This window comes from Marinobacter zhanjiangensis (assembly GCF_014651935.1).
Classification (GTDB): domain Bacteria; phylum Pseudomonadota; class Gammaproteobacteria; order Pseudomonadales; family Oleiphilaceae; genus Marinobacter; species Marinobacter zhanjiangensis.
Genome location: NZ_BMXV01000001.1, coordinates 426,404 through 442,037 on the forward strand (window position 1 = coordinate 426,404; position 15,634 = coordinate 442,037).

A 15,634-nucleotide genomic window follows, 5' to 3' on the forward strand; every position below is an offset into this window, starting at 1 on the left:
AACAGACTATTGGGCAGTTCTTGATGTAGAAAATCATTCGTAGCGATTGGTAAAATTCCACGAATCGCCACGAACCCGGCCATTAGCTGTTTACAGGCGGGGCAGGCTCCTCCGGCCTGGCTTAGCGGTTGAGCGATTCCAGGATACCGATATCGTCAAAGGGCTCATCGAAGTACCCCGTTGCCATCAGATCTGTCTTTATGCTCTCAGGCAGCTCGATGTACTTCCGCTCAAGCTCCCAGCTGCCCGGCCCGAATAACAGCGGGCGGGTATTCTCCAGTACAGCGCTCGCCTTGTCGGAAAGGTTGACTTCCTCCAGTCGCCCGATCGCATAGGCCAGCTCTGTCAGTTCCGGTTTTTCACAGGCTCTTTGTGCCATCGCACTGGACGTTACGAGGAAATGACGAGCAGTGTCCGGCTCAAGGCTGGTTAGCTTGTCCATCACCTCAGGGGACGGGAGTTCACGCGAACTCGCTTTTGCCTCGCACCGTTCAATTGCTGAACCATAGTTGGCGATTTTTTCGGCCAGATACCGGTGTTCAATGTCCTGTTCTTCAGCATGAGAGATGCCGGAGGCCAGAAACGCGAAAAAAGCTGGAATCAGAATTTTCATTACCGACCTCTGCAGCCATTGTCTACAGCTTCCCAGAACTGGCGCTGCTGATAGGTGAGCCCCTGACGCAGACGTTGCATCTTCGCGATATCGGAAACCCTTCTGCGCACGATGGGGCTGATGCTGTTCATGGACTGAGTAAACAGGACCCAGTCCGTGGATGCGATATTGAATGAGGCTTCGGGCGCTTTATTCCCCAGGAAGATCGTTGCCAGCACACCGACGGGCAGGGCTTTCTCCAGCCAGTCCCCATTTCGTTCTGCTTTCCGGATAGCTTCGAGGGCTTTCCGATCTTTTTCACTGAGCTGGAGATCAACAATACTCGGACATTCCATTCCTTTTCACCTTCCTTGTTTGAGACGGGTCCAAGTCTAAAGCCTCGCATGGCAGGCAGTCAGTACTTCAGGCACCAACCTGCCGGTTTTTCTGGGAACTGCGGCACGAGACAAGAAAATGCTCTGCTCATCCCCTTCGGGCTGAGGCGCCCTGCCTACCGAGAGTATTTCATTGATTTCCTGACCCGAACACCGGTTGGTCGACCGCCCGTCTGACTATTTTTGCGAATCCCGAGCGCCCCTGACCTGGATGACATCGGTCTCCCTGCGAGCCAGCTTTGCACTCACCGCCGGATAGCCTCCGACGCCCATCCAGCTCCACCGGCCACCGGGCGCCTTGAATCTGACCTCTCACCTCTTGGCGCCCTTGGAGTCAACCGTGAAATAAAGCAGATTGTCGCCGCCCCTTACCCGGTAAAGCTTGCTCTCCGGCTCAAGGCTTCTGAGAACCATTTCAGCCAGAGGAGTGCGTTTGATCTCGGTGCGTTTCACAGCTACTGCGTCCTGATTTGTATGGGAGAGTTCGCCATCAAAATTACCATACAAACGCCCATACAAAAGGGGGCCCGATATAGAAGGATGTACAGGGACGTATAAATTCGTCGATTGCTTGCAACTAGCTGATTTAAAGATGAATACTGGAGGTATGAGGATGTTCAGGGACATCGGGATGGAGCGGGTGAAGGGAATCGAACCCTCGTCTTAAGCTTGGGAAGCTTCTGCTCTACCATTGAGCTACACCCGCATGATCCCAATATAAGCCTGCCCGTCGAAACAGGCAACACCCCGGGAAATACAGTATTCGCAGGCACTAGCGTCCCGTTTGAGGCAGATTTTAGTCTCTTTCGAGGCGAATAGTGGTTCTATTTGACGATAAAGGGACTGAAAATAACCAAATCCGGCTTTTCCACAGTACAACAGACCCAAGTCCGACAGGCTGCTAGTATTCAGGGTACCGCTGGCAGGAACCCGGAGCGTGCGCCGATTCAGGCGAATCGTGTTTTCCCTTTGGCCGCCCGGACGTCTTTTCACCTGGAGTATTCATGGACCCCTATCTGATCCTTATTGGCGCCGCCATGCTCGTCATGAGCATACTGCTCAGCCCGCTTTCCAGCCGGGTGGGCATGCCGGTGCTGCTGATTTTCCTGGTGGTGGGCATGATAATGGGGGAGGACGGAGCCGGCGGCATCCGTTTTGACGATTTCGAGCTGGCCTTTGTCATTGGCAATCTGGCCCTGGCGGTGATACTGCTGGATGGCGGTATGCGGACCCGGGCTGAAACCTTCCGCGTTGGCCTCAAACCGGCGGTCATGCTGGCCACCGTGGGGGTCTTCATCACGGCCGCCCTGGCCGGCCTCTGTGCCTGGCTGATATTCGACCTGCACTGGATGGTCGCCCTGCTGATCGGCGCCATCATATCCTCCACCGACGCGGCAGCCGTATTCTCCCTGCTTCAGGGTCATGGCCTGCATCTGAATGAACGGGTCAGTGCCACCCTGGAAATCGAGTCCGGCTCCAACGACCCGATGGCCATTTTCCTGACCCTGATGCTGGTCAGTCTGCTCAGTGCCAATGGCGCATCGAGCCTCGCCGATGGACTGTTGATGCTGGTTCGCCAGTTTGGCATCGGTACCCTTGTCGGGGTTCTGGGGGGCTTCCTGATCGTGGAGGTGACCAACCGGATTCGCCTGACCCCGGCACTGTACCCACTGATGGTCGCGGCCGCCGGGTTGTGTGTATTTGCCGGCACCAACATCCTCAGCGGCAGTGGCTTTCTTGCCATCTATCTGGCCGGTGTGATTGTGGGTAATCGTCCGGTACGGATGATGCCGATGATCCTCCAGGTCCACGACGGCCTGGCCTGGCTGGCCCAGCTGTGTCTGTTCCTGATGCTGGGGCTGCTGGTCAGCCCGTCGGATCTGCTGCCACTGGCCGGCGGCGGCCTCATCCTCGCCCTGACACTGATCTTTGTGATTCGGCCATTGGCGGTGTTCAGCACCCTCTGGCCTTTCGGGTTCAACCGTCGTGAACTGTTCTTCATCAGCTGGGTGGGCCTGCGTGGCGCGGTACCGATCGTACTGGCGCTGTTTCCGATCATGGCGGGGCTGCCGGAAGCCAGGGACATCTTCCACTTTGCATTCTTTATCGTGCTGGTATCACTGCTTGTGCAGGGCACCTCGCTGGCCCCCCTTGCCCGCAAGCTGAACCTGGAAGTACCAGCCACCGGGGAACCCTACCGCCGCCTGCCCCTGGATGTGCCAGCGGCCGGCGATCACGAGCTGATGCTGTTCCCCCTCCGGGGCGATCACTGGCAGGACCCCCGCCCGCTGGGCCGGTTGTCTCTGCCGGATAACACCGCCATCGCCGGTATTTTCCGCCATCGCGAGTGTCTGCCACCGGCTCCGGACCTGCAGATCTCCCAGGGTGACGTCGTCGCCGTTTTCGCGGTGCCCTCGGCACTGCGGGAGCTGGGCAAATCACTGTCGGGCAAACAGGCACCACGGCACCTGGCTGAGCGGGCATTCTTCGGTGACTTCGTGCTTAACGGTGATGCCCTGCTGGGGGATGTGGAGCAGGTCTACGGTATCGAGTTCGATGAGCTGCCGCCGGAGCTGTCACTGGCCGAGTGCTTTGCCAAGCGCACCAAGGGTCATCCGGTGGTGGGCGACAAGGTGACTCTCGGGCCCGTCGTATTGGTGGCACGGGCAACGGAGTCGGATCGGGTGACCAAGGTTGGCCTGAAAATGGCCGAGTCGTGACCGAATGTTGATACACTCCGCAAGCAGGGAAAGGTTTTGTGACATATCCCCACAAAAGTTACCTGCTCACAATACTGGCATTATGCTATAAGGTAACGAAACCGTAATTCATTCAGCCCTGATACTATTGAGCCATGACCTTGCTACTGACTCTCCTGCGTAACACTATCCCCGTCCCGGTATGCCTGGCCCTGACTCTGTTCGTCGCGGGGGCCCTGGCCAATGAAAACCGGACGCTGGCCATGGCCGATACTGGCACCAACGCCTACGGCGAGATCAGTCAACTGGTCATCCGCAAGGAAGAACGCCGCCTTTACCTGATGGCCAACGACCAGATTGTTCGCAGTTACCGCATCTCCCTGGGCAAGACCCCGAAAGGTCACAAGCTGTACGAGGGCGACAGCCGTACCCCCGAGGGCAGCTACACCATCGATCTGCGCAACCCCAACAGTGACTTCTACAAGTCCATCCGCATCTCCTACCCCAACCCCGAAGACCGGGAGCTGGCGGCGTCCTGGGGCCTCAGGCCCGGCGGCAACATCATGATCCACGGCCTGCCCAACGATGTGGGAGACATGGCCTTTGCCTACAAGGGCCTGGACTGGACCGACGGCTGCATTGCCGTGACCAACGAGGAAATGGACGAAATCTGGCAACTGGTGGATGTGGGCACCCCCATTCGCATACTGCCCTGACACGCCTGAAATTCCAGTGGATTCAGAAAGTTCCTGAACCCATACTTAAGTTTGTGTAATTACCTAAGAACTTTTACCTATCTCGAGTTAACATTTTTGTCTGGAGTGTTTTACACTGTAACTGCACCCGGTGGGGAAGCCCATCGGACCCGGTTTAACAGGATGTTATTCATTCAGAACTTCTGAAACACAGGAAGTATAACGACTAATAAGGGGATTCAAGACATGCGTAAGTTGACGATCGCAGGGTTTGCACTGGCCACGGCTCTGACTGCCGGTTGTGCCACTACTGATCAGGCTGCTATTGATGAAGCGTCCGCAACTGCCAACTCTGCAGAGCAGACCGCCAGCAACGCCCTGAGCACTGCAAACAATGCCGACCGCAAGGCAAACACTGCCCTGCGCCGTGCCGAGCAGGCCCTGGCAGAAGCCAAGGAAGCTCAACAGTCTGCAGACGAAGCAAACGAGCGCGCTCGTCGCATGCTTCAGCGTTCCAGCCAGAAGTAATGGTGGGATAGCAACTGCACAAAAAAGGCCGGCAAATGCCGGCCTTTTTTGTGCCTGAATGGCTTAGCCGTCAGTACCCACTCCCTGACCACCGTTACCTGACCCCGCTGGCGCGGAAGGCCCCCTCGGCACGTTCTTCATAAAGGTTTCAATGAAATCCATCGGTAGCGGGAACACGATAGTCGACGAATTACTGTTATTCATGTCAGCCAGTGTCTGCAGGTAACGCAGCTGCATGGAGCCGGAATTGCCGGACATAACCTCGGCCGCCTCCAACAGTTTTTTCGATGCCTGCAGCTCACCTTCGGCATGGATAACCTTGGCCCGACGCTCCCGTTCCGCCTCTGCCTGCCGGGCAATGGCGCGAATCATGGACTCGTTCAGGTCAACGTGTTTGATTTCCACATTGGCCACCTTGATACCCCAGTCTTCGGTCTGGGCATCAATGATCTCCTGAATATCCGAGTTAAGCTTGTCCCGCTCCGACAACATCTCGTCCAGGTCATGCTTACCCAGCACTGACCGAAGGGTGGTCTGGGAAAGCTGACTGGTGGCGGAACCAAAATCTTCCACCTGCAGGATAGCCCTTTCCGGATCCACTACCCGAAAATAGAGAACCGCGTTTACCCGCACCGTCACGTTGTCTTTCGAGATCACGTCCTGGCTGGGTACATCAAGAACAACTACCCGCAGGTCGACTCGCGTCATCTGCTGGATGCCAGGAATAATGATAATCAAACCCGGCCCTTTCACGCCCTGGAAACGACCCAGGAAAAACACCACGCCACGCTCGTACTCGGGCAGAATACGAATAGCGGAACCCAGAATCAGCAGTAACACCACAATAGGTGCAATCCAGGGAATCAGTTCACCGAACATAATGCCTCCTTACTGTTGCCCAGACCGGGTCTGGGTTGATTGGCCAACCTGGTGAGCCAAGGATGGCTCGGCACCGGGGCTGACTTCCACCGTCAGGCCGTCGACATGCTCTGCCTTCAGCCACTGGCCATTGGTTATCGGTTCCTTGCTGATAGCATTCCAGCGCTCTCCACCGAGCTGCACGTGACCACGATAGAGGTCGCCATCCTGTTTGAAATCGTCAAGCGCCCGGCATCGCGTATCGGACACATGCTCCACACCGACAGCCGACGGCTTGCCCCGCAGTCCCATGAACCGTGTCACGGTCCACAGAATAAAGCCACCTGCCACGGCAGCGGTGCCCCCCACGGTGGGCAATGAAATGTCACGGTGACTGCCATCCATCAGGATAACCGAACCCAGCACGAACGCGACGATGCCGCCGACCCCCAGCATGCCAAAGCTCGGCGCAAAGGCCTCACCGACAATAAAGGCGAGACCCAACAGAATGAGAGCCAGGCCGGCGTAGTTCACTGACAGCACCTGGAAGGCGAACAGGGCCAGCACCAGACAAATGGCGCCGATGACCCCCGGATAAAGGCTGCCGGGATTGGCGAGCTCGAAAATGATACCGTAGAAACCGATGATCATCAGGAAGTAGGCAACGTTGGGATCGGTGATTACCGACAGCAGATCGGTGCGCCAGTCCGGCTGCTGGCGCACGATAGCCAGATTGGCCGTATCCAGAGTGCGCTCGCCGTTGGCCATCACCACCTGGCGACCATTGATCTGGGCCAGCAGGTCATCCAGGTCGTCCGCCACCACATCGATCACGTTCTGTTCCAGGGCCTCACTGGCGCCCAGGTTCACCGCCTCACGCACCGCCCGTTCGGCCCAGTCGGCGTTACGTCCATGGCGCTCCGCCAGCTCCCGGATATAGCTGACCGCATCTTCCATCACCTTGCGCTCCATCGCGGTGCTGCCCTCAGATGACGGCTCGCTGTCCCCGGCCTCCCCCTCTTCCCCGGACGAGGAGCCATCACCGTCATTCTCGGCGGGTTCACTGCTGCCCGGCATGCCACCCATTTGCACGGGCGTGGCCGAGCCAAGGTTGGTGGCAGGGGACATGGCCGCCACATGACTGCCGTAAAGGATATAGGTTCCGGCGCTGGCCGCCCGGGCGCCGGCGGGGGTCACCCAGGTAACTACCGGCACCTCGGACGCGAGAATGCTCTTGATGATGGTGCGCATGGAATCCATCAGGCCGCCTGGCGTGTCCATGCGCAGAACGACAACAGCCGCCTCATCCAGCTCGGCCTGTTCGATACCGCGCACGACATAGTCCATGGTGGCGGGGCCAATGGCACCGTCAATGGTCAGCACCACCGCCGAACGGTTGGCGTCGGATTGCGCCAGCGCCCACTGACCCACTGAAAGGCCAAGCCCGAGCAATATCAGGCCAACCCACAGACCGAGACGAAAGCGCGATGATGTCAGTGTTTCCATTCCCTGCTCCCTTGCGTGGTATTACCGCCTGGCGGACCAGCCAGGCCGACACGGGCAGCCCGGGATTGCGGCCACCTCCGGCTCAGAACCAGCGCTGGGGCGAAGGCGGGCTGTTACCGGACGGACTGGCGGCTGCTTTCTCCGACGGTTCACCGGCGCCCGCGGTATCGCCATCGCGGCTGGCAACCTGCTGCACCCTCTCACCTATCATACGGGGAATGCCGTCAGCCTGATCAACCGCAAGCTCGACTTCCCGGCGCTGGACTTCCAGCCCCTCGACTTCTTCGGTGAAACCGGCAAGTTTCTCGGTGACCTGCTGCCACAGGCGCTCCTTTTCATCTTCCGGGTATTCCTCGCGTGCACGATGCACCTCAAGCCAGAGCTGGCCATCACGCATGCCGATCTTCACTGGCTGCCGAACCACCTGCACCGGCGTTCCCTTGTCCACCAGCTTGGCAAACCCGATGATATCGTCGTTGTACATGCGGAAGCAGCCATGACTGACCTGCATGCCAATGCCGAAACCCTTGTTGGTGCCATGGATCAGGTAGCCTTTTTCACTCAGGATCAGGGCATAAGGCCCCAGAGGGTTCTCAGGCCCCGGCGGGATCATTCGCGGCAGGTGCTCACCGTTGGCCTCGTATTCCGCACGGATACTGGAAGGGGGGTACCAGGCGGGGGAGGAAATCCCCATGGTCACCTCGGCATCGGTCAGGGGAGAGGGGTTGTCATCGGTACCCACGCCGACCGGAAACACCTGGACACCGCCATCACGGTAGTAGTACAGCCGGTATTCAGCCAGGTTGATAACAATGCCTTCGCGGCGGGAATCCGGCAGCACATATTTGCGAGGCAGGGTGATATGGGTGCCTTCACCGGGAAGCCAGGGATCCACACCCGGGTTGGCCTTGACCAGTTCCAGGTACCCGAGGCTGCGGCGGTCGCCGATATCGGCGAAGGTATCCTCATGCTCGGTGGTCATGGTCTGCAGCTTGCCCGCCAGATCACCTTCCAGCACCCAGACCGGGGCGCCGGTCCGGCTCTGTTCGGGCTTCTCACCGGGTTGCCCCGCTGGCGCCTCAATCTCTGCCGGTGCGCCGTCGCCAGCCTGACGACCACCTGCCTCCTGTGCCGTGACGGGCCCTGCAGAAGCCCACATCAGCAGGCTGAAAACCGTGACTCCAATAACCTTGGTGCTAACCATTCTGGTGTTCCTGACGTTACCGATGGCCCGAGGTTACGGGCGTGTTGATCCCAAAGACAGTGTGACCTCCAGCCAGGGCCGGAGTTCCAGCGGTCCCGGTCCGCTGTTGCACTTCATGTTCCGTTAAAGGCAGCAATCACCGTGATCACTGCCAGGCAGATGAACAGAATGCTCGCACCAATTCTGGCCGTCGCCATTGGCAAACGCTGCATCAGCCACTTGCCAGCTATAATGACCGGGATGTTAGCCAACAGCATACCAACCGTGGTGCCTACGATCACCCAGAACGTGGCGTCGTACCGTGCCGCCAGTACCACGGTTGCGATCTGGGTCTTGTCACCGATTTCCGCGAGGAAAAACATGACCGTGGTAGCGGCAAAGGCCCCCAGTCCCAGCAGCCTGGAATCCTCGCTTTCATCCTTGTCCGGAAACAACAACCACAGGGCAATGGCCACGAAACTGAAGGCCACCAGCCACGGCACCCATTCCTGGGGCAACCAGCTCGCCACCCAGGCCCCGAGCAGGGCCGACAAACCATGGTTGACCAGGGTCGCAACCAGGATTCCCAAAATGATGGGGGTACGGCGATGGAATCGACTGATCAGGAATAGTGACAGCAACTGGGTCTTGTCACCAATCTCGGCGATGGCAACAGACAGGGTAGAAGCGAGGAAGGCGTCCATAGAGTGTTCTTTTCCCGGGCGGAATATCAAGACACGAGGAACAGCCACCCTCCGCCCGCTGGAGGTGACCGTTCCCCAGGTCTTGTTAATTCCGCAGGACACCGCCGTGGGGCAGTACCCGGGAACGTGATGGCCATGGGGATGTGCCCCAAGTGTGTTGACCATCACCCGCAACGAGCAATCGCTGCGGAAACTACTCCCCTGAAGGAGATGAGATCATAGCGAGCCGGCTGAAAAACCTCAACCGGCGCTGGTGTTACCTGACACAGTTTTGTCGACTGCCAGACTATTTTTTCAGATTGACGGCGTTTTCCATGACCTTCTCGAACACGCCCAGGGCGACTTCCAGATCCTTGTCCTCGATACCGGCCAGCATCTCGTCCCGCAGTATGTTGCCCCGCTCGTTGAGGTCGTTCATGAAACGCTCACCGGCTGGCGTCAGGTACAGGCGACGGGCGCGGCGGTCACGCTTGCAGGGGCGGCGCTCGATCAGGCCCTGTTCCTCCAGGCTGTCGAGCAGGCGGACCAGGGTGGGGTTCTCAATGGCCATGAGGTGGGCCAGTTCCCGCTGGGTCAGGCCTTCACCACCACGCTGCAGATAAACCATGGTGGACCAGCGAGCCTGGGTGACGCCCAGATCCTTCAGGCGTTCATCCAATAACTTGCGCCAGCGCCGGGTGACCCGGGCAACGGCGAAAGGAAACTGATCTCGAAGAGTTTGCTGATCCATGTCTCGCTTCCTGTTTCTGAAGATTCAGCAATAGTAAGCTAATCATTGAGACGAACACAAGTTACACAATGATCAGAGTTGCGCCAGGTCAAATACGTGGTTCGGGGTCATCCGGCCCCCGAACCTCGGCTTCCATGCCCGGCGTGAGATAAAAGTCCTCATTCCGCGGATCGATCTCCGCCAGCACCACAGAGGCCTCCGGCATGGCCGCCACGAAGTGTTCCTGATCGGCCACCGGCACATCGGGGGTGTGGCTGATGCGATAGCTGGTCACGCTGGCCAGCAACACCAGGAAGCCGGCATTGCCCCAGAACAGTCCGGAGGGCCCGAGAACACTTATCAGTTTGGCCATGACGATGGGGCCGATGACACTGCCGATACCGTAGCTCAGCAGAAGTGTGGCACTGGCCGCCACGATTCGATGGGTCTCCATGCGATCGTTGGTAATAGCCACCGCGATCGGATAGAGGGTTGCCGAAAATCCGGTAAACACGCCTACCAGCACCATCAGCAACGGAATATTGGCGCTGCCGGTCATGGCCACTACAACGGCCGTGGTGGCCGCAATCATCGACACTACGAACATCACCCGCCGGCGGTCGAACCTGTCACAGATCCGGCCCAGGGGCCAGGCAAGGATCATGGCGGCCACGATGGCCGCTGCCATGAACAGGGACGTTCTTGCCACGTCAAGTCCCGCCATGGTGGCGTACACCGGGCCCAGGGCGTAGAAGGAACCGATCAGCACTCCGCACACCAGCGCACCGGCCGCGCCGGTAAACGATTGCCTCGCCAGGGTAAAAAAGGACAGTCGCTCGGTAGACTCGATGACCGGCGCTGCCATCCGCGTGAGCGACAGCGGAATCAGCGCCAGGGTCAGCAGGATGGCTGCCAGGGTAAAGGGTATGAAATCGGCCGGGTCACCCAGGTTCACCACCAGCTGGCCACCGGCAGCGGAAATGTAAAACACGATCTGGTAGACGGCGAAGAGAGCGCCACGGTTGGTGTTGGTGGCACGACTGCTGAACCAGCTCTCGATGACCACCAGCACCCCGGCGATACTGAAACCCGAGATAACCCTCAGGATGGCCCACAACACCATGTTGACCGCCAGCGGATAGACCAGCGCCGTTACCGCAGCCAGGGCCGCAAAGACCGCAAACGCACGTATGTGCCCGACCTGGCCGATCACCTTGTGCACGTAAAGGGTACCCAGCACGAAACCGATCGAGTAACACACCAGCACCCAACCGATCACCGAAGGCTCGATCGCCTCAAGACTCAGGCGGATACCCAGCAGCGTGGTGAGAAACGCATTACCGCTGACCAACAGCAGAATACTAAGAATCAGCGCCGACAAAGACGCCACCGTTCGGGTCATCAGTACCTCTCCGGGGACAATCAGGTTTTCCTGCAGGGCCCGTCTGCCACGGGTAATCCGTTGCTGAATGACCAGCAACCTCTATTTAAGCATCCAACAACATTTTCACCTATTAAGCAGTTGCCGAAACGTGTCTGTCATGACCACCCAAAAACATCTCAAAAAACCTCTGGAAGTCGCGCCGCGCCTAGGTTTTACAAAGTTTTACATTAAGGGCCCGTAACACACCGACGCACCATAATGCTGCTAACATCGTTTGGGTGATCATGGATCGGTCGCTGTCGACCTGACCTCTGTTAGCCATCACCAAGAGCCCGACATTATGAAAAAAACGGAATGGCCCATTCGCTGGGATTTACTGCTGCGTTATCGACTGATAGAGATTGTTGCCCTCTGGGAAGGTCGTCTTACCACCAATCACATCTGCCACGGCTTTGGCATTGGCCGTCAGCAGGCGTCGAAGGACATCAATACCTATCTGCGAGAACTGGCACCCGGCAACCTGGTGTACGACAGACACCTCAAAGGCTACATCCCCGCCACGGATTTCCAGCCCGTGGTCACCCGGGGGCAGCCGGAAGAGTATCTGGAGCTGGCCTGCCGGCACCAGTCCCTGAGTAACTGTTTCGAGAACCTCGATATCGGACTGCCAGACAGCTGTGTGGTGCGGGCCCCCTGCCGCCAGGCCAGCCCGGAGGTGACTCGTGCCGTTATTACGGCCTGTCGTCAGAAACGCAAACTGGAAGCACGCTACCTCACCCTCGACCATCCGGACGGCGAGCCACTGATCCTCGAGCCCCACACGCTGGTGATGACCGGCCAGGGCTGGCACGTACGTGCCTGGAGCGATCGCAGGGAAGGTTTCGCCGATTTCCGCCTCAGCCGTCTCACCGGCAAGCTCCAGGTTTCCCGGGACAAATCCCGTCACCGTGAGGAGCACGACGAGCGCTGGAACCGCATGATCAGCCTGAAGGTTCAACCTGCCGCCGGCCTGAATTCCGCCCAGCGCCGCCTGGTTTGCGCCGATTTCGGCCTCGAGGACGGGCCGATGGAGGTCCGCTGCCGCGAAGCCATGGCGCCCTGGCTGATGCCGATGCTCGGGCTGACGGCAGGGGGGCGCGAGGACGACGTCGACGCCAAACCGCTGGAACTGACCAACGCCGACGCCTTGCCGGCCTGGCTGAAGCCCGGCCACCAGCCAGCGGCGACGCTGAACCAGACCGATACCGTCTGACCGGCACCGGCCCTGACAGACCCCACTGCCGGCGCGGAACCGACTTGCATGCCACGAAAGATCATTGCCCTGCTGCTGATCATTGCCGCCATTCCGGTATCGGCGGCAAACTGCGAAAGCCCCCACGTACCGGTGTCCGACATTCAGGGGCAGGGAAATGAATCCCCCATGGTTGGCCGGCAGGTCAGTGTGGACGGGATTGTCACGGTGGACCTACGCCATCCAGGAGGATTCCGGGGGTTTTACCTGCAGCAGGCACTGGCGGAACAGGACAACGACGACTCCACGTCCGAGGGCCTGTTTATCCACACCACTGCCAACGGTGGCGAACCGGGGGATCGGGTTCATGTCAGTGGTGAAGTCACGGAATACTACGGCCTGACCTCACTGACCGGCGTCTCACAGATTCACGTTTGCGACCGTCCTGGCCTGCCCGAGCCCCGGACCCTGGAAGCCGGTGCCTCACTGCCGGACGACCGGGAAGCCCTTGAGGGCATGCTGGTGCAGACAGTAGCTCCGCTGACGATTACCGACACCTGGAACCTGGCGCGTTACGGCGAACTGGTGCTCTCGCCTGTCCTGCAATGGATACCCACCCAGATCGTGGCACCGGGCCCGCAAGCCCGAAGCCTTCAGGAACAACAGGAGCGGCAGCGGCTGATCCTGGACGATGGCTACCGTCGCAAGCACCCCCGGCCGATTCCCTTCCTGTACGGCCCCGAAGGGGCACCAGCCAGTCCGTTACGGGTCGGCGACCAGATCGCGCCAGTGGCCGGGGTCCTCGAATACCGTTTCGGGCACTGGCGGCTTCAGTCTCTTTACCGGCCCGATATCCTCGACAGCAATCCCCGTGACATGCCGCCAGCACGAGATCCTCAGGCCAGCCTGCGGGTGGTCTCCCTCAACCTGGAGAATCTTTTCAACGGCGATGGTCAGGGCGGTGGTTTCCCCACTGACCGCGGCGCCTCCAGCCATCGGGCCTACCAGCAACAACTGGCACGACTGGTTCATCAGATCCGGGCCACGGAACCGGACATCCTGGCGGTGTCGGAACTGGAAAACGATGGCTACGGCGAGAACAGCGCCCCGGCACAGCTGGCCCGGGCGCTGGGAGAACACTGGCGTTTCGTGCAGGGCGGCACCAACCGTCATGACGATGCCATTCGCAATGGCCTGCTGTACCGGCATGACCGGGTTCGGACGCAGGGGCCGGCCTCGCTGATCACCACAGAGGCATTCAAGCGGTGGCACCGCCCGGCGCTGGCACAGGGCTTTCGCCTGGTCGGCGGGAAAGAGACAGTCACGGTCGTCTCGGTGCACCTGAAATCCAAGAGTTGTCGCAACGCCCCACCGGCCCAGAAGGACGCCGGTGACGGTCAGGGTTGCTATGCCGCCGCCCGCAAAGCGGCATCGCTGCAACTGGCGCACTGGCGGCCACCCGACACCGGCGAGGAAAGCCTGGTGCTGCTGGCCGGCGACTTCAACGCCTATGCCCGGGAAACGCCCATCCAGGCGCTCGCCAACGCCGGCTATACCGACCTGATTGCCCACTTTCATGGCCTGGAACAGCAGACCTTCCGCTACCATGGCCGGCAAGGGACACTAGATTATCATGTCGCCAACGAGCCACTGCGTGAACAGGTCAGGGCCAGTCATATCTGGTCAGTGAATGCCGAGGAGCCCCGGCTCTGGGCCTATGATGCCGAAAACGCACCACCGGTACCGGACGATTTCCTTTGGCGCGCTTCCGATCACAACCCGGTCATCACCGATATCAGCTTGTAATCAATCGATGCCCACGATCTTGTGCATCTGGATGGTCAGGCGCCACCGGGGGTGTTGCAGGCAGTAGTCCACCGCCTTGCGGGTATTGCTGGCCTTGACCGGGTCCCGGCCATTTTCAGGCGTGACCGGGGACGCCATGGGAGACAGGAAATAATGACTGGCCCGGATGGCCAGGAAACGTTCCGGCATGGCCAAGGGCTGCGGGTAGACCACTTTCAGCTCATCGCATTCATCGATAACCACGGCCGCATCGGCTTTCGGGCTGACACAGAGCCAGTCGATCCCGACCGGTGCCGGCAGCGTGCCGTTGGTTTCCACACCCACATCAAAGCCTTGCTGGTGGAAGGCGGCGATCAATGGCTCATCCAGCTGTAGCAGAGGTTCACCCCCGGTACAGACCACATAGGGGCGAATGCCGTTATCGCGGTCGGCACGAGGATCGGAGGGCCACAGGGCCGACACATGGGCCGCCAGTGCTTCGGCTGCCTCGAAGCGGCCGCCGTTCTGGCCGTCGGTACCGACAAAATCCGTATCACAGAAGTCGCACACCGCCGTCGCCCGGCCGGACTCCCGGCCATTCCACAGGTTGCACTTGCTGAACCGGCAGAATACCGCCGCCCGCCCCGCCTGGGCGCCTTCGCCTTGCAGGGTGTAGAAGGCCTCCTTTACACGGTACATCAGTTGCGGGCCTCGTATGGCAGGGGGTCGGTCACGCCGTGGGCGGCAAACGCCTCCAGCCTTTCCACGCAGGAACCGCAAACGCCACAGGCCTTCTGGCGACCGTTATAACAGGTCCAGGTCTGGCTGTAGTCCAGCCCCATGGCAAGACCATCCGCGAGGATGTCAGTCTTGCTGGCGCGAATGTAGGGCGCCTCGATGGCAACGGGCTCATAGTTCGCCACGCGGCACACCGCGTCCATTTTCTCAACGAACTCCGGGCGGCAATCCGGATAGATGGCATGATCACCGCCATGGGCCCCGAACCAGACCGCATCCGCTTCCACCGTCACTGCATAGCCGGTGGCCAGGGACAGCAGAATCATATTGCGGTTGGGAACCACCGTGGATTTCATACTCTCTTCCTCATAGTGCCCCTCGGGGACGGCAACACCGCCGGTGAGGGCGGAACCTGCCATCACTGCCTGCAATGAGCGGATATCCAGCACCTTGTGAGGCACACCCAGCTCCGTGCAGACCCCCGCTGCCGCTTCCAGTTCGCGGACGTGACGCTGGCCATAGTCGAATGACAGCGCATGCACCCGATGCCCTTCAGACAGGGCCCGGTGGAGCAGGGTGAACGAATCCATACCCCCGGAGTAAATCACGATAATGGTTTTCGGCACC

General features: G+C 59.7%; 16 protein-coding genes and 1 tRNA gene. 5 read left to right on the plus strand and 12 right to left on the minus strand.

Annotated elements, in window-relative coordinates:
* Positions 1-121 precede the first annotated feature (121 nt).
* The 4 genes from IE079_RS01925 to IE079_RS01940 all read right to left on the minus strand — a co-directional run bounded on the left by IE079_RS01925 (position 122) and on the right by IE079_RS01940 (position 1,693).
* Entirely contained in the window at positions 122-613 is a 492-nt protein-coding gene (locus IE079_RS01925) for a hypothetical protein (RefSeq protein WP_189571977.1), read from the minus strand.
* On the minus strand, positions 613-948 hold the full coding sequence (locus IE079_RS01930; protein WP_189571979.1) for a hypothetical protein: 336 nt from the start codon (positions 946-948) through the stop codon (positions 613-615). Before IE079_RS01930 ends, IE079_RS01925 begins: the two co-directional genes overlap by 1 nt.
* A 351-nt stretch (positions 949-1,299) precedes the next feature.
* On the minus strand, positions 1,300-1,440 hold the full coding sequence (locus IE079_RS01935; RefSeq protein ID WP_227712251.1) for a hypothetical protein: 141 nt from the start codon (positions 1,438-1,440) through the stop codon (positions 1,300-1,302).
* A gap of 179 nt (positions 1,441-1,619) precedes the next feature.
* A tRNA-Gly gene (locus tag IE079_RS01940) sits at positions 1,620-1,693 on the minus strand.
* Between the two features lie 298 nt (positions 1,694-1,991).
* On the opposite strand from IE079_RS01940, the gene IE079_RS01945 reads away from it, so the two are divergent.
* From IE079_RS01945 to IE079_RS01955, 3 genes are all read left to right on the plus strand, one after another.
* The gene (locus IE079_RS01945) at positions 1,992-3,707 is read left to right on the plus strand and encodes a potassium/proton antiporter (RefSeq protein WP_189571982.1); all 1,716 of its coding nucleotides are present in this window, start codon (positions 1,992-1,994) and stop codon (positions 3,705-3,707) included.
* Between the two features lie 242 nt (positions 3,708-3,949).
* Positions 3,950-4,402: a L,D-transpeptidase family protein gene (locus IE079_RS01950; RefSeq protein ID WP_265013626.1), complete on the plus strand. Its 453-nt coding sequence runs from the start codon at positions 3,950-3,952 to the stop codon at positions 4,400-4,402.
* Positions 4,403-4,627: 225 nt separating this feature from the next.
* Entirely contained in the window at positions 4,628-4,909 is a 282-nt protein-coding gene (locus tag IE079_RS01955) for an Lpp/OprI family alanine-zipper lipoprotein (RefSeq protein WP_189571988.1), read from the plus strand.
* Between the two features lie 63 nt (positions 4,910-4,972).
* Here the strand turns inward: IE079_RS01955 and IE079_RS01960 are convergent, their stop codons facing one another.
* The 6 genes from IE079_RS01960 to IE079_RS01985 form a co-directional block, all read right to left on the minus strand.
* Positions 4,973-5,788: a slipin family protein gene (locus IE079_RS01960; RefSeq protein ID WP_189571991.1), complete on the minus strand. Its 816-nt coding sequence runs from the start codon at positions 5,786-5,788 to the stop codon at positions 4,973-4,975.
* Positions 5,789-5,797: 9 nt separating this feature from the next.
* A complete protein-coding gene (locus IE079_RS01965) occupies positions 5,798-7,273 on the minus strand; it encodes an NfeD family protein (protein ID WP_189571994.1) in 1,476 nt (491 codons plus the stop codon).
* An 82-nt stretch (positions 7,274-7,355) separates the two neighbouring features.
* Positions 7,356-8,477, minus strand: a complete 1,122-nt coding sequence (locus IE079_RS01970) for a L,D-transpeptidase family protein (RefSeq protein ID WP_189571997.1) — start codon at positions 8,475-8,477, stop codon at positions 7,356-7,358.
* 113 nt (positions 8,478-8,590) lie between these two features.
* Positions 8,591-9,160 carry a TMEM165/GDT1 family protein gene (locus IE079_RS01975; protein ID WP_189571999.1) on the minus strand — a complete coding sequence of 190 codons (570 nt, stop codon included), beginning with the start codon at positions 9,158-9,160 and terminating at the stop codon, positions 8,591-8,593.
* Between the two features lie 286 nt (positions 9,161-9,446).
* Entirely contained in the window at positions 9,447-9,890 is a 444-nt protein-coding gene (locus tag IE079_RS01980) for a MarR family transcriptional regulator (RefSeq protein WP_189572002.1), read from the minus strand.
* Between the two features lie 88 nt (positions 9,891-9,978).
* On the minus strand, positions 9,979-11,271 hold the full coding sequence (locus IE079_RS01985; RefSeq protein ID WP_189572005.1) for an MFS transporter: 1,293 nt from the start codon (positions 11,269-11,271) through the stop codon (positions 9,979-9,981).
* A gap of 322 nt (positions 11,272-11,593) precedes the next feature.
* Between IE079_RS01985 and IE079_RS01990 the strand changes: the two genes are divergently transcribed.
* Both IE079_RS01990 and IE079_RS01995 read left to right on the plus strand, forming a co-directional pair.
* Positions 11,594-12,505: a WYL domain-containing protein gene (locus IE079_RS01990; protein ID WP_189572008.1), complete on the plus strand. Its 912-nt coding sequence runs from the start codon at positions 11,594-11,596 to the stop codon at positions 12,503-12,505.
* 48 nt (positions 12,506-12,553) lie between these two features.
* Positions 12,554-14,290: an ExeM/NucH family extracellular endonuclease gene (locus tag IE079_RS01995; RefSeq protein WP_189572011.1), complete on the plus strand. Its 1,737-nt coding sequence runs from the start codon at positions 12,554-12,556 to the stop codon at positions 14,288-14,290.
* On the opposite strand, the gene queE is transcribed toward IE079_RS01995, so the two are convergent.
* The gene (queE, locus tag IE079_RS02000) at positions 14,291-14,968 is read right to left on the minus strand and encodes a 7-carboxy-7-deazaguanine synthase (protein ID WP_189572014.1); all 678 of its coding nucleotides are present in this window, start codon (positions 14,966-14,968) and stop codon (positions 14,291-14,293) included.
* Positions 14,968-15,633: a 7-cyano-7-deazaguanine synthase QueC gene (queC, locus tag IE079_RS02005; protein WP_189572016.1), complete on the minus strand. Its 666-nt coding sequence runs from the start codon at positions 15,631-15,633 to the stop codon at positions 14,968-14,970. The genes queE and queC overlap by 1 nt, the downstream gene beginning before the upstream one ends.
* Position 15,634 lies beyond the last annotated feature (1 nt).

Excerpts from the sequence above, each read along its gene's own strand:
- IE079_RS01925 (WP_189571977.1), bottom strand. The coding sequence starts at position 613 with ATGAAAATTCTGATTCCAGCTTTTTTCGCGTTTCTGGCCTCCGGCATC.
- IE079_RS01930 (WP_189571979.1), bottom strand. The coding sequence starts at position 948 with ATGGAATGTCCGAGTATTGTTGATCTCCAGCTCAGTGAAAAAGATCGG.
- IE079_RS01945 (WP_189571982.1), top strand. The coding sequence starts at position 1,992 with ATGGACCCCTATCTGATCCTTATTGGCGCCGCCATGCTCGTCATGAGC.
- IE079_RS01950 (WP_265013626.1), top strand. The coding sequence starts at position 3,950 with ATGGCCGATACTGGCACCAACGCCTACGGCGAGATCAGTCAACTGGTC.
- IE079_RS01955 (WP_189571988.1), top strand. The coding sequence starts at position 4,628 with ATGCGTAAGTTGACGATCGCAGGGTTTGCACTGGCCACGGCTCTGACT.
- IE079_RS01960 (WP_189571991.1), bottom strand. The coding sequence starts at position 5,788 with ATGTTCGGTGAACTGATTCCCTGGATTGCACCTATTGTGGTGTTACTG.
- IE079_RS01965 (WP_189571994.1), bottom strand. The coding sequence starts at position 7,273 with ATGGAAACACTGACATCATCGCGCTTTCGTCTCGGTCTGTGGGTTGGC.
- IE079_RS01970 (WP_189571997.1), bottom strand. The coding sequence starts at position 8,477 with ATGGTTAGCACCAAGGTTATTGGAGTCACGGTTTTCAGCCTGCTGATG.
- IE079_RS01975 (WP_189571999.1), bottom strand. The coding sequence starts at position 9,160 with ATGGACGCCTTCCTCGCTTCTACCCTGTCTGTTGCCATCGCCGAGATT.
- IE079_RS01980 (WP_189572002.1), bottom strand. The coding sequence starts at position 9,890 with ATGGATCAGCAAACTCTTCGAGATCAGTTTCCTTTCGCCGTTGCCCGG.
- IE079_RS01985 (WP_189572005.1), bottom strand. The coding sequence starts at position 11,271 with ATGACCCGAACGGTGGCGTCTTTGTCGGCGCTGATTCTTAGTATTCTG.
- IE079_RS01990 (WP_189572008.1), top strand. The coding sequence starts at position 11,594 with ATGAAAAAAACGGAATGGCCCATTCGCTGGGATTTACTGCTGCGTTAT.
- IE079_RS01995 (WP_189572011.1), top strand. The coding sequence starts at position 12,554 with ATGCCACGAAAGATCATTGCCCTGCTGCTGATCATTGCCGCCATTCCG.
- queE (WP_189572014.1), bottom strand. The coding sequence starts at position 14,968 with ATGTACCGTGTAAAGGAGGCCTTCTACACCCTGCAAGGCGAAGGCGCC.